The organism is Shewanella sp. MF05913, assembly GCF_059758095.1.
The window spans coordinates 1-11,618 of record NZ_JCAYNT010000007.1 but is presented as its reverse complement, the minus strand read 5'-3'; the positions used below and the strand labels follow the sequence as shown (position 1 = coordinate 11,618).

Genomic DNA, 11,618 nt, shown 5'->3' with positions numbered 1-11,618 from the left:
ACCGCAGGTCGTCTAGCAGCGCAGCATCCTTGAGACCTTAGGTCGTTCTAGCAGCGCAGCGTCCTCGAGACCGTAGGTCGTTCTAGCAGCGTAGCGCTTTCTTATTCTACGTAGAACTTTTGCTTAAATTTAAGTGATGTATTGAGTTGATTTGCATATTTTATCGCGATATCAAAATTGACATCTTGATCGTCTCTGAAAGGCACTTCGGCAATATAGTAAATAGCATCTCCTTCGCGGATCTCTTTAAAGTCGAGTGTCATGCGCGCATCAATGAGGTTGTTGGCGATGCCAGAGATTTCAACGGCTACAGGAGGATTGCCTTCCAGGTTAGTATTTAATACGGTGATATTCACCAAACCATTATAACCACTGCGTTCTATACCGTAAGTTTTGGCAATTTCTGGGGTGATAAAGGTGCTGTTAAGTGCCATGTAGTGAATATCAAAATTACCCACTTGCTGTTTTTGTTCGGCATAGGCAGCACTGGTAATGCAGGCAAGAGATAACAATAACGCACTAACGATACGACGCGAATTTAACAGTGATTTTAACATGGTAGAGTCCTGTATTGATCTTGTAACTTTAGAGATAAAAAGAGCAGCTATTAACACTTAGCTGCTCTTTTAAATTCAGTTTTAAATAGGCGATAGTGAAAAGCGTATCGCTTAAATCATTGCCCAAAATGGAATGTACTGTGCAAATAGCATGTTTAAGAAGTTCATCGCAATAAACACCACCAGTACCGATAAATCTAAGCCGCCAAGAGACGGTAAAATTTTACGCACAGGGGCTAAAATTGGCTCTGTTAACTGAGTCATAATCATCACCACTGGGTTATAGCCTTGATTAAACCAACTCAAAATTGCACGGATAAGTAGCATCCAAAACAGCAATACGCCCGCATTTTTAAGCACTGATACCACAGAAAATAACAAGATGGTTAAAATATCAACACCAGCACCTGCGATGAAAGTAAGCACTAACATTTTTACAATAACAACGATAAGTGCTAATAAAATTGATGAGGTATCGATACTGCCTATTGACGGCAGCACTCGGCGCATTGGCGCGACAATGGGTTGTGTTGCCTTGACTACAAATTGGCTGAACGGATTATAAAAGTCGGCTTTAGCCAGTTGTAACCAAAATCGAAGAATGACTACCATAAGGTATAAATCAAACACCGTGTTGATCAAAAAAACCATTGCATTCATGAATATTGCCTTACATTTATATCATTGAATTGGATAAGGCTCATTTGCCTATTTAACGTTAGTTTGTCTTACTACGCGCCATAATCTTATCACTAAGCTTTTTACACTGAGATAAATAATCCTTCATCTGAACTCTATATCATCAAGCTTAGTGGTTTATTAAAACGTTTTAGCCATCTCTTCAGCACGAGCCACACAATTGCTCATGGCTTTATCGACTAAACCGCCTAGGTCGCCTTCTTGGAATGTCTCTACCGCTCTAGCTGTTGTGCCGCCTTTTGACATCACATTTTGACGTAATTGTGCCACAGACAGTTGTTGGTTTTGAATCACCATTTGTGCAGCACCCAGTGCCGCTTGTTCTGCCAGTAATCTGGCTTTGTCTTCTGCCATGCCCATGTTGACGCCCGATGCAATCATCGATTCAATAAACAGGAAGAAGTAAGCTGGTGAACTGCCAGAAAGTGCAATCACTTGGTTTAAACCATCCTCGCTGTCTACCCACGCCACTTTACCACCGCTTTGCATTAAGGTTTCGCAAATGGCCTTATGCTCAGCAGAAATATCATCTCCAGCATAAATACCGGTCATGCCATAACCAATTTGGGTCGGTGTGTTTGGCATAGTACGAATAAGTTTAATCGGTTGCTTAAGGTATTGCGAATAACGCGCTGCGGGGATACCTGCAGCGATAGTGATGATTAACTTATTGGCTAAATCAAGATGACTCAATGCATCACAAACGGCTTCCATTAATTGTGGTTTAACACTCAGTACAATGACATCAGCAGCTTGTGCAGCTGCAGCATTGTCGTGTGACACTTCAATGGCAAAGTCTTGCTTCAATGCATCAAGCTTACCTTTGCTTGGATTGGTTGCGTGGATAAGGGCACTTGGATAACCATGTTTGACTAAGCCGCTAATAATACTGCGAGTCATGTTGCCCGCGCCGATAAAACATACTTTTGCTTGAGTCATTTCAATTACATCCAATAAATAGAGTGAATTTATGTCCTGTTGTTATATATGTTACCTAAAAGGACGCTTCGCTGCTAGGGCATGACTTTGTCACTGCTAGGGTCGCTATGCTGCTAGGGCGTGACTGCGTCACTGCTAGGGTCGCTTCGCTACTAGGGCGTGACTTAGTCACTGCTAGGGTCGCTATGCTGCTAGGGCGTGACTGCGTCACTGCTAGGGTCGCTTCGCTACTAGGGCGTGACTGCGTCACTGCTAGGGTCGCTTCGCTACTAGGGCGTGACTTAGTCACTGCTAGGGTCGCTTCGCTGCTAGGGCGTGACTTCGTCACTGCTAGGGTCGCTTCGCTACTAGGGCGTGACTTTGTCACTGCTAGGGTCGCTTCGCTACTAGGGCGTGACTTCGTCACTGCTAGGGTCGCTTTGCTACTAGGGCGTGACTTCGTCACTGCTAGGGTCGCTTTGCTACTAGGGCGTGACTTCGTCACTGCTAGGGTCGCTTCGCTGCTAGGGCGCATACGCTGCTAGAACCTAGAACCTAGAAGGACGAAGTCCGCCCTCAGGCGAGTTTGCGAGCTCCTAGATTCTATGAGTGGCGAGCTTGCGAGCTCTTAGTACCTAGAATTTATCGTTCACCAAATATGGCGCTGCCGATACGCACCATTGTCGAACCATTAGCAATGGCAATGTCCATGTCGCCGCTCATGCCCATCGATAAGGTATCGATGCTCGGATATTGCTGCTGTAATTGGTCGTACAGTGTTTTAAGGTTAGCAAACTCTTGTTGTTGTAATTGAGTGTCGGCTGTTGCAGTTGGAATAGCCATTAAGCCGCGCAACCTTAAATTAGGCAATTTGCTGATAGTAAGTGCTAACGTGGCGACTTGATTCGCATCAACACCAGATTTACTGTCCTCTTGGCTAATGTTGACCTGAATACACACATTTAGCGGCTTTTTATTATCAGGGCGTTGGTCGTTTAATCGTTGGGCAATTTTGTCGCGGTTGACGGTATGCATCCAATCAAAATGTTCAGCAACAATTTTGGTTTTGTTTGATTGTAATGGGCCAATAAAATGCCATTCGATGTCGGGATAATCGGCTGCAAGTGTGGTGATTTTAGTTTCACCTTCCTGGACATAATTTTCACCAAATTGGCGTTGTCCAGCCTCATACGCGGCGATAATGTCGTTGATTGGCTTGGTTTTACTCACGGCAAGCAAGCTTATGTCGCTGGGTAATCTCGAACAATTTTGCGCCGCTTGGTTAATTCTACTCTGGGCGATTGATATTCTGTCTGCTATTGTTGTCATAATGTTGGCTAAATGGATGTCTCTACAATGGAAATCACTGAATTACTCGCTTTTAGTGTAAAACACAAAGCATCAGATCTACATCTTTCTGCGGGTGTTTCACCCATGATCCGAGTTGACGGCGAAGTACGTAAAATTAACTTACCCGCACTCGATCATCAAGGTGTTCATAGCCTTGTTTACGACATCATGAACGATAAGCAACGAAAAGACTATGAAGAACACCTTGAAATCGATTTTTCATTTGAGGTGCCTAACTTAGCGCGTTTTCGTGTTAACGCATTTAACCAATCTCGTGGTGCCGGTGCAGTATTTCGTACCATTCCATCGGACATTTTGTCATTAGAGCAGTTAGGTGCCCCGGAAATTTTTAAAAAAATCTCCAGCTATCCACGTGGTTTAGTCCTTGTTACCGGGCCAACGGGTTCTGGTAAGTCAACCACATTAGCGGCCATGGTCGATTATATTAATGATAATCGTCACGAACATATTTTGACCATTGAAGATCCTATCGAATTCGTTCACCAAAATAAACAATGCCTGGTTAACCAACGTGAAGTGCATAAACACACCCACAGCTTCAATGCCGCATTACGAAGTGCGCTGCGTGAAGACCCCGACGTTATTCTTGTTGGTGAGATGCGTGACCTTGAAACTATCCGCTTAGCGATGACCGCCGCCGAAACCGGTCACTTAGTGTTTGGTACTTTGCACACCACTTCAGCCGCAAAAACTATTGACCGTATTGTCGACGTATTCCCAGAAGGTGAGAAAGGCATGGTGAGAACCATGTTGTCTGAATCACTGCAGGCCGTTATTTCGCAAACATTGATCAAAAAAATTGGTGGAGGCCGAGTTGCGGCGCACGAAATTATGATGGGTACTCCAGCAATTCGTAACCTTATTCGCGAAGATAAAGTGGCACAAATGTATTCTGCCATTCAGACCGGTATGGCTCATGGTATGCAAACGCTAGATCAATGTTTACAAAACTTGGTTAATCGCGGGCTGATTACTCGTGAAGATGCAATGCATAAAAGCTCGAATAAACAAGCTAATTTTTAAGGATTAGGATCATGGATGTTCGTCCGTTTTTAAATATTATGGTCGAGAAAAAGGCCTCAGATTTATTTATCACAGCGGGTTTTCCGCCCAGTGCCAAAATAGACGGTGAATTACGTCAACTATCTGAAACTAAGTTAACGCCGCAACAGTCTTTAGAGTTTGTTGAATCGTTAATGAGCGATGTGCAAAAGAAAGAATTTCACGACAGCAGTGAATGTAACTTTGCCTTTGCCGCTAAAGATTTAGGGCGTTTTCGTGTTAGCGCTTTTTGGCAGCGCGAATCTGCTGGATGCGTAATGCGCCGCATTGAAACCAATATTCCTGAAGTGGATGACTTGAAACTGCCAGCCATTCTTAAAGATTTGGTCATGAGTAAACGTGGCTTAATCATTATGGTCGGTGGTACTGGTACCGGTAAATCAACCTCGCTTGCAGCACTTGTCGGTTATCGCAATGCTCATTCTCGCGGTCATATTTTAACGATTGAAGACCCTGTCGAATTTGTACACAACCATCGTAAAAGTATTATTACTCAGCGAGAAGTGGGCATCGATACCGACTCGTTTGACGCCGCACTCAAAAGTTCATTACGTCAGGCGCCAGATGTTATCTTAATTGGTGAAATCCGAACGCAGGAAACCATGGAGTTTGCGCTATCGTTTGCTGAAACAGGTCACTTATGTATGGCGACCTTACACGCCAACAACGCTAACCAAGCACTTGACCGTATTATGCATTTGGTACCAGAAAGTAAACACAATCAATTACTGTTTGATTTATCGTTAAACTTACGCGGTATTGTTGCGCAGCAACTGATCCCAAAATCAGACGGAACAGGGCGTCGAGCCGCCATTGAAGTGTTAATCAATACCCCTCGTGTGGCCAGCTTAATCGCCAAAAATGAGTTGCATCTTCTTAAAGAAACCATGGGTAAATCACGTGAGCAGGGCATGCAAACGTTCGATCAGGCCTTGTTAGATTTATACCTCGAAGGCGAAATTAGCTATGCAGATGCATTGCACCACGCCGATTCTCCAAATGATTTACGCTTAATGATTAAACTGCAAGGTAACGAAGCTACCTCAGCGGGGTCAATGGAAGGCATTACGCTAGACATGGATTAGTCATTCCCTGCCACTATCTATCCTGATCTCTGGATAAGAGATCAGGATAATGTTAAAGGTCCAAACGTTAATTATTATATCTTTCAAACGTGTCCTTTTTTTGCTAACAGCGCGAAGTGATGAGTCTATTACAAGTCGATTAAACGCCGTTAGCAGGGCAAAGGGCTGTTTAAGCGCTTTTTGTTGTCTCCGCTTCAGGTCATTTAACTTTTTGAGAGGTTATTAGCAGCAACTTATGAGCTTTATTGCTATGATCAGGACTAATTTATAACATCTATATTTTAAACCTCTCAAGGATGCCTCATGTTTTTATGGCAAAAGTTCGCACTTTCTACTTCACTGGTATTATTTTCGTGTTCAGCACTCGCAGTCAAAGTGACCGATGAAGTTGATATTGGTGGTGCGGTTCGTATTAACTACGGTTGGAAAGATTACGACGACAATGCAAAGTTAGAGTTTGAATTGTTCCGTGCCGACGTCAATTACAAAGCGAAAGATGGCTTATTTGCATCAGCTCAATACCGTTGGTATCAAGATATGGATGTTATCCATCATGCCTATATGGGTTACCAGTTTGATGATGCACAATCAGTTCAAGTAGGCGTAACCCAAGTGCCGTTTGGTTTTTTACCTTATGCCGCTCACTCATTTTGGTTTAGCGCTGCTTATTACCTTGGTTTCGAAGATGATTACGATGCAGGTGTGCATTATAAAAACGAACAAGATGGCTGGCGTTATGACTTAGCGTATTTTGCCAATGACGAATACGGCGATGGCTCTCGTTATGACCGTTACTCGTTTGACGTAGCAACAACGGGTGAGTCTCCATACGAAGAGTCTGGCCAAATCAACGCACGTATTGAACGTGAATTTACCACCGGTGAGGTGACTCACAAGTTAGGTGGTTCGCTGCAGTTTAGCCAGTTAGATTTTGTGGCTGATGCGGCAAACATCAACGGTGACGACACAGACAGCATCGCAGCAGCTGCACATTGGCAAGCGGACTGGCAAAAATGGCAATTACAAGTTCAATATATGCATTACGACTATGACGTAGACAGCAACCGTATTGCGATTGGTGCATTCCAGTATCAATCTGATATAGCTGCTGAAGCTGATGTGGCAATCGTTAACGTTGCTAAGTCATTTGATGTTAACTGGGGACCGATTACTCAATTAACTTGTTATAACGATTACAGTCAGGTGATGGCGTCTGGTCAAGGCTTAGATGACTCAATTCAGAACGTAACCGGATGTGCTATTACTGCGGGTAAACTGTATTCTTATGTGGATTGGATTGCCGGTAAAAACATGTACTTCGTTAACGGCCCAGGTGTTGGTATCGACAACGGTGACACGGCCTGGCATTCAAGATTAAACATCAATGTGGGTTTTTATTTCTAAACGCGAATGATCTTAACATTGCCATAATACGTACTGTTATGTGAAATCTGCTAAGGTATTGATAAGTTGATTATCAATACCTTTTTTATTGGGTGTAATTTGAGTAAAGGACTGGCAAAATGATAAAGTACATTACATCAATCGCGCTATTAACGGGAAGTGTTGGTGTGTCAGCGGCAAGCTGTCCTGAATACCTTAATGTCGATGCGCGTAAATTACATTCAAAAGAAAACGTCAATTTGTGCGAGCTGACTCAAGGTAAGCCTGTGTTAATTGTTAACACCGCATCAAACTGTGGTTTTACGCCGCAATTTGACGCATTAGAAGCATTGCACAAACAATACGCCGACAAAGGTTTAGTGGTGATTGGTTTCCCCTCTGACGATTTTTTCCAAGAAGAAAAAGATGAAGCGAAAACGGCAGATGTTTGTTTTATCAATTACGGTGTCAGCTTTACCATGGTCGCGACATCGCCGGTAAGAGGTGATAATGCCAATTCGGTGTTTAAATACCTTGGCGAGAAAAGTGATTCACCTAAATGGAACTTTTATAAATATTTAGTCTCTGGCGATGGGCAAAGCGTGCAACAATTTAATTCACGCGTAAAACCAGACAGTGAAGAAATGAAAAAAGCGATAGAGTCTGTATTATAAACAGCTGCACTATCGAAAGAGCGCTAAAGACGATCAAAATCGATAACTAGCGCTCTTTTTGTTTTTAAAGAATAAGATACAATTGATTGATAACCAATACCTAGCTCAGCACCAAGCAGATATTGTATTAGTAAGGTTGCATAAAACCTTACGCTATTTTGTGTTGTTGCAGTTACTTAGATTGAATACGGAGAAGATATTTTGGCTAGATTTTCAGGATTAGATAAAGACACCGGTCATAAAGCACGCGGTAAAACTGGCGTGTTGATCATGAATCTAGGCACACCAGATGCGCCAACCGCATCTGCCGTACGTATCTATTTAGCTGAGTTTTTGTCAGATCCACGAGTGGTTGAAATTCCAAAGTTAGTGTGGATGTTAATTCTCCATGGCATTATTTTACGCATTCGCCCGGCTAAATCGGCGGCGTTATATCAACAAGTGTGGACTGAAGCCGGCTCACCATTACTTGATATCAGCCAACGTCAACAAACCAAACTAGCAAACCAGCTGCAGGCACAAGGGCATGATGTGAGTGTGCACTTAGCCATGCGTTATGGTTCACCATCTGTGGCGACCACTTTGCAAACTATGCACAAGCAAGGCATTGATAACCTAGTGGTACTGCCTTTGTATCCTCAATATGCAGCGCCGACAACCGGCTCCGCTTTTGATGCTCTAGCCAAAGAGATGATGAAGTGGCGTTATTTACCCGCGCTTCATTTCATTAATACTTATCATGATAACCCCGACTTTATCGATGCGATTGCCGCTTCAATTCAAAAAGATTTTGAATTAAATGGCAAGCCACAAAAATTAGTGATGTCGTACCATGGAATGCCAGAACGTAACTTACATCTTGGCGACCCATATTATTGCTTCTGCATGAAAACCACGCGTTTAGTTGTCGAAAAGCTTGGGTTGAGTGAAGATGAATATGTGGCTACCTTCCAATCACGTTTTGGTAAAGCTAAATGGCTACAACCCTATACCGATATGACCATCGGCAGTCTGCCAGAAAAAGGTATTACCGATATTGCGGTAATTTGTCCTGCGTTTAGTGCTGATTGTTTAGAAACACTAGAAGAGATTAAAGGCGAGAATCGTCATGTCTTTGAAGATGCTGGTGGCAAAAACTTCCGTTACATCGAATGCCTAAATGACAATGATGACCATATCAATATGATGGCAAATTTGGTTAAACCTTTCATTTAGGTCCTAGGGACTCGCAAGCTCGCCAGAGGGCGGGCTACGTCCTGCTAGGGTCGCTACTCTGCTAGATGCTAGGGCGCTTCGCTTCTAGGGCGGACTGCGTCCTGCTAGGGACAGCTTCGCTGCTAAGATCCTAGGCCGCGACGCGGGTGGTCTGTTGATTTTATAGAATCTAGCCGCGTAGCGTCCTAGCAGCGCAGCGCTCTAGGCTATTGCGTACCCACGTTTTTATTTTATATCCTCGCCTCAGCTTTTACGATTTGGTAAACTCAACTCATGGCCATTGAAAAGAAATGTTATGAGAATAGATCCTAATATCACCCTCGTTTATAGTACCGATAAAGGTCGCATCGACCAACCTAAAGCTCAGGCAGAAGTGCCAACGGGCGATGGCGTCGTTCGCATTCATAAAGACAGTAAAGGTAGAAAGGGTAAGGGCGTCAGTGTCATTAAAGGCCTTGCTCTAGACGAAAAAGCCTTAAAAGAATTAGCACAAAAACTCAAGAAACAATGTGGTTGTGGTGGTACAGTGAAAGACTTTAACATTGAAGTACAAACAGACAATCGCGAACTGGTAAAATCCATATTAGAGAAATTGAATTTCACCGTGAAATTAGCGGGTGGATAAACGCTAACTACACGACTTGGGAGAGCATATGGATAGTTTAAAAGATCACTTTTTAATTGCGATGCCATCATTAGATGACACATTTTTTGAACGTTCAGTGATTTACATTTGCGAACACGACGACAAAGGCGCAATGGGCATTATGGTCAACCGACCTATCGGTGTTGATGTTGAAGAGTTACTCGATCAAATGGAGCTTAATCCCTCTGCAGAGCAAATGTTTTCCATTAATGAAGAAGTGTTGGTGGGTGGCCCCGTTTCTCCCGATCGCGGTTTTGTATTACATACGCCGCAGAAGAATTGGATTAATAGCGTTGAAATCAGTGAATATTCAATGCTGACATCTTCTCGCGACATTCTAAGTTCGATTGCAATTGGCAAATCTCCTGACAACTTTATCATTGCTTTGGGTTATGCCGGTTGGGGTAAAGATCAATTAGAACAAGAATTAGCAGACAATACCTGGTTAACCATTAAAGCCTCTCCTGAGTTACTGTTTAATGTTGACCATGAACAGCTTTGGCAAAATGCCACCCAAACATTGGGCTTCAATTTCTGGCAAATGTCGACTCAAGTCGGCCATGCTTAATAGTATCGCTACGCGGCTAGGTGCTAGGGCGTGACTTCGTCACTGCTAGGACGCTACGCTGCTAGAACCTAGAACCTAGAACCTAGAACCTAGAACTTAGAACCTAGAACCTAGAACCTAGAAGGACGAAGTCCGCCCTCAGGCGAGCTCGCGAGCTCCTAGATTCTAAGAGTGGCGAGCTTGCGAGCTCCTAAAACGATTAAACAAAGAGAAATACATGCAACCACAAACGGTTTTAGGCTTTGACTATGGCACTAAAAGTATTGGTGTCGCGATTGGTCAAGCCATTACGGCAAGTGCAACTCCGTTATTATCAATTAAAGCGGTTGATGGTATTCCGAATTGGGACGACATCGAAAAACTGCTTAAAGAGTGGCAACCCGATTTAGTGGTAGTTGGTTTACCGCTCAATATGGATGGCACAGAACAAGAAATGACTCAACGAGCACGGAAATTTGCTAACCGTATCAATGGTCGCTTTGGGGTGAAAATTGCCACTCAAGATGAACGCCTTACAACCGCAGATGCTAAAGCGAGATTATTTGAGCTAGGCGGCTTTAAAGCGCTAACAAAAGGCCAGATTGACGCCGTTTCAGCCGTATTGATTATCGAAAGCTACTTTGAAAACCAATATTAATCTCAACACTCGATTGCTACTAGGGCTGTTGGAGTATTCAAACACCGCCCACAACTCCGTCTTTCCGGCAATGCTGTTGAGCCGGAATCCCGGTGTTAGCTCTTAAGTGTTAAATCTTAAAATCATAAAATCTTAAAACTTAAAATCTAAGTCAAAAGAAACACCTGGATCCCTGATACAAGCACTCAGGGATGACGGGCGTGTAGAGTATTTCAGTGATAACTATGACGACATCATTTCAAAATACCTACACCGCCCACGACTCCGTCTTTCCGGCAATGCTTTTAAGCCGGAATCCAGGTGTTAGCTTTTATGTGTTAAATCTTAAAACCTAAAATCTAAGTCAACAGAAACACCTGGATCCCCGATAAAAGCATTCGATGATGACGAGCGCTGAAACAACACAATGATTGGCCCCCGAAACACCGCCCACTACTCCGTCTTTCCGGCAATGTTTTTGAGCCGGAATCCAGGTGTTAGTTTTTATATGTTAAATCTTAAAACCTAAGACTGAAAACCTAAAATCTAAGTCAAAAGAAACACCTGGATCCCCGATAAAAGCACTCGAGGATGACGGGCGGTGAAGCAACACCTGACCCCCGATTTAAGCACGAGGATGACGATCGCTGAAACAACACAATGATTGACCTCCGAAACACCGCCCACTACTCCGTCTTATATGGACCCACCCGTTTTGCAAGTGATCTCGAAGCGTTAATAAACAAATTCATTGCCTTCATATATCCGGCTTGTAAATCGGGTGTTTTATATACCCGCAGCCCTAATGCAATTAGCTAACTACT

The 11,618-nt window shown here is 43.4% G+C and carries 13 protein-coding genes; 8 read left to right on the top strand and 5 right to left on the bottom strand.

Going from position 1 to position 11,618, the window contains the following annotated elements:
• Window positions 1-101: 101 nt before the first annotated feature.
• From AC19MV_RS10480 to AC19MV_RS10460, 5 genes are all read right to left on the bottom strand, one after another.
• On the bottom strand, window positions 102-557 hold the full coding sequence (locus tag AC19MV_RS10480; RefSeq protein ID WP_498298836.1) for a DUF4426 domain-containing protein: 456 nt from the start codon (window positions 555-557) through the stop codon (window positions 102-104).
• Between the two features lie 111 nt (window positions 558-668).
• The gene (locus AC19MV_RS10475; RefSeq protein WP_432399256.1) at window positions 669-1,217 is read right to left on the bottom strand and encodes a YggT family protein; all 549 of its coding nucleotides are present in this window, start codon (window positions 1,215-1,217) and stop codon (window positions 669-671) included.
• A 159-nt stretch (window positions 1,218-1,376) separates the two neighbouring features.
• Entirely contained in the window at window positions 1,377-2,195 is an 819-nt protein-coding gene (gene proC / locus AC19MV_RS10470; RefSeq protein ID WP_498298839.1) for a pyrroline-5-carboxylate reductase, read from the bottom strand.
• A 55-nt stretch (window positions 2,196-2,250) separates the two neighbouring features.
• Complete coding sequence (locus tag AC19MV_RS10465; protein ID WP_498307461.1) at window positions 2,251-2,709, bottom strand: hypothetical protein; 459 nt, start codon at window positions 2,707-2,709, stop codon at window positions 2,251-2,253.
• Window positions 2,710-2,816: 107 nt separating this feature from the next.
• Window positions 2,817-3,503 carry a YggS family pyridoxal phosphate-dependent enzyme gene (locus AC19MV_RS10460; protein ID WP_498307460.1) on the bottom strand — a complete coding sequence of 229 codons (687 nt, stop codon included), beginning with the start codon at window positions 3,501-3,503 and terminating at the stop codon, window positions 2,817-2,819.
• A gap of 27 nt (window positions 3,504-3,530) precedes the next feature.
• On the opposite strand from AC19MV_RS10460, the gene AC19MV_RS10455 reads away from it, so the two are divergent.
• The 8 genes from AC19MV_RS10455 (at window position 3,531) to ruvX (ending at window position 10,815) form a co-directional block, all read left to right on the top strand.
• Window positions 3,531-4,568, top strand: coding sequence for a type IV pilus twitching motility protein PilT (locus AC19MV_RS10455; RefSeq protein WP_432399252.1), 1,038 nt, complete (start codon window positions 3,531-3,533; stop codon window positions 4,566-4,568).
• A gap of 11 nt (window positions 4,569-4,579) precedes the next feature.
• The gene (locus AC19MV_RS10450) at window positions 4,580-5,692 is read left to right on the top strand and encodes a PilT/PilU family type 4a pilus ATPase (protein WP_432399251.1); all 1,113 of its coding nucleotides are present in this window, start codon (window positions 4,580-4,582) and stop codon (window positions 5,690-5,692) included.
• Between the two features lie 303 nt (window positions 5,693-5,995).
• Window positions 5,996-7,096 (top strand): putative porin, encoded by a 1,101-nt coding sequence (locus AC19MV_RS10445; protein ID WP_498307459.1) that lies wholly within the window; start codon window positions 5,996-5,998, stop codon window positions 7,094-7,096.
• A gap of 119 nt (window positions 7,097-7,215) precedes the next feature.
• Complete coding sequence (locus AC19MV_RS10440) at window positions 7,216-7,749, top strand: glutathione peroxidase (RefSeq protein WP_498307457.1); 534 nt, start codon at window positions 7,216-7,218, stop codon at window positions 7,747-7,749.
• Between the two features lie 201 nt (window positions 7,750-7,950).
• Window positions 7,951-8,964, top strand: coding sequence for a ferrochelatase (hemH, locus tag AC19MV_RS10435; protein WP_498307456.1), 1,014 nt, complete (start codon window positions 7,951-7,953; stop codon window positions 8,962-8,964).
• A gap of 295 nt (window positions 8,965-9,259) precedes the next feature.
• Entirely contained in the window at window positions 9,260-9,589 is a 330-nt protein-coding gene (gene yciH / locus AC19MV_RS10430; RefSeq protein ID WP_432399247.1) for a stress response translation initiation inhibitor YciH, read from the top strand.
• A gap of 28 nt (window positions 9,590-9,617) precedes the next feature.
• Window positions 9,618-10,178, top strand: a complete 561-nt coding sequence (locus tag AC19MV_RS10425; protein WP_498307454.1) for a YqgE/AlgH family protein — start codon at window positions 9,618-9,620, stop codon at window positions 10,176-10,178.
• 217 nt (window positions 10,179-10,395) lie between these two features.
• A complete protein-coding gene (gene ruvX, locus AC19MV_RS10420; RefSeq protein WP_498298850.1) occupies window positions 10,396-10,815 on the top strand; it encodes a Holliday junction resolvase RuvX in 420 nt (139 codons plus the stop codon).
• Window positions 10,816-11,618 lie beyond the last annotated feature (803 nt).